At 37.0% G+C, this 1712-nt stretch carries 1 protein-coding gene; it reads right to left on the minus strand.

Features of this window, described 5'->3' with window-relative positions; genetic code table 11:
• Nucleotides 1-118 precede the first annotated feature (118 nt).
• The gene (locus G6N06_RS19595) at nt 119-1657 is read right to left on the minus strand and encodes an IS1182 family transposase (RefSeq protein WP_163518388.1); all 1539 of its coding nucleotides are present in this window, start codon (nt 1655-1657) and stop codon (nt 119-121) included.
• Between the last annotated feature and the right edge of the window lie 55 nt (nt 1658-1712).

A 1712-nucleotide genomic window follows, 5' to 3' on the forward strand; every position in this document is an offset into this window, starting at 1 on the left:
AAAGAGGTCGTCTAAAAAGTAATTTTTAGACGATTTTCTTTTTGGTTAAGTTTAACTTTGTATGATAGTTTAATATACTAGGTTAAAATAGCGTCAATAAAAAATTGAAAAAGTTGGCTTATATGGTCAAGCTATACTTTTTAAGGTTATGAGCCATTGCAATTAGACCTATTTCGACATTTACCTTGTCGATTCCCCTTAACATAAACCGTTTAAAGTTCATGTTCTGTTTTATATTGCCAAAAACAGCTTCAACATCCCAACAACGTTGTTTTCTTTTAGCAATGCCCTGTTCACTTGTTAAAAGTGTCCTAGCTTGGGATTTCAATCGTATCAGGTTATAGTTACGTTCGATAATTCGATTATATTTAGATTTATGGCAAAGACTTCTTAATGGGCATCCATTACAGTTTTGGGCTTGATACCTATGAAGTTCTTGCCCAAAACCATTTTTTGTTTTCTTTTTATAACTGCCAATATTGGTCATCGCCTGTCCCATGGGGCAATAATAGGTGTCCGTTTCTATGTTGTAGTGCAATTGGTCTGGATGAAAAGGGTTGGTTTTCCCTTTCTTTTTGTCCTGCTGTTCTTTATGGAAGTAATTATATTTTACATAAGCTGTTATTTCTTTGTCTTCCAGGTCGGTATAGTTTTCTTCGCTTCCATAGCCTGCGTCAGCTGTAAGTGTCTCCGGTTTTTCGTTGTAATTCTCAATATGGTCATTGAGGTGGTCTTTTAATGTTGTAGTGTCTGCCGTGGTCTGTGCCAAGGTATAATTGGTGAGGTACTGATTGTTTGTGGAAGCTTGAATGTTATAAGCTGGCTTGAGCTGTCCGTTTTGCATGTGATCATCCTTCATGCGCATAAAAGTGGCATCCGGATCTGTTTTACTGTAGCTGTTCCTTTCTTTTAAAATGGCTTCCTGTTTTTCATATTTGGCCATATTTACTGGCCAATTTTTCTTGGCGTAATTTAGCTTTTGTTTTACTTTTTTGTCTATTTCCCTACCTTGCAGAGCTTCGTTTATTTGGTTGATTGTGGCTTCTATTCTATCAGCATCAATAGCTTCAAAGTCTGGTGTGTTCGGGATGTGCTGCTCGTCTTTATAAACCTTTTCCACATAAGACCATAACTCCTTTAACTGCTTTTTAATACGCTCTTTACTTGTTTTTATGGACTTGCCCCAAACAAAAGTATAACGATTGGCATTGGCCTCAATCTTGGTGCCATCTACAAAGATATCTTTTAGGCTCACAACGCCTTGTTCTACCAAAAGCAATACGACTTGATGGAATATCTTCTTTAGATGCCCCTGTAGGCGTTTCCCCCTAAAATCATTTATGGTATTATGGTCGGGCTTGCTTTGTCCACTGAGCCACATAAAGTGAATGTTCTCGTGCAAGGCCTGTTCTATTTTTCGCGAAGAATAAAGGTTGCGTAAATACGCATAAATAATAACCTTGAGTAACATGCGTGGATGGTAGCTGGAGGTGCCACCACCTTTATAGGTTTTTTCCAATGCACTGATATCTACATTGTCAATAATCATATTTACAATGCGAACGGGATGATTGACAGGAACTAGATCATCATAACTTGGTGGTAAAAGACTTAACTGGTCTTGGTCATAGGTCTTAAAAACTATTTTTCTGCTCATTCTTAAAGTTAAGAATTTACTAGAAAAATTGCAAAAAAAAGACTGCCTTTTCAGA

The sequence above is a fragment of the Gelidibacter japonicus genome (assembly GCF_010725055.1).
Taxonomy (GTDB): domain Bacteria; phylum Bacteroidota; class Bacteroidia; order Flavobacteriales; family Flavobacteriaceae; genus Gelidibacter; species Gelidibacter japonicus.

Coding starts and splice junctions, on each gene's coding strand:
- G6N06_RS19595 (WP_163518388.1), bottom strand. CDS start 1,657: ATGAGCAGAAAAATAGTTTTTAAGACCTATGACCAAGACCAGTTAAGT.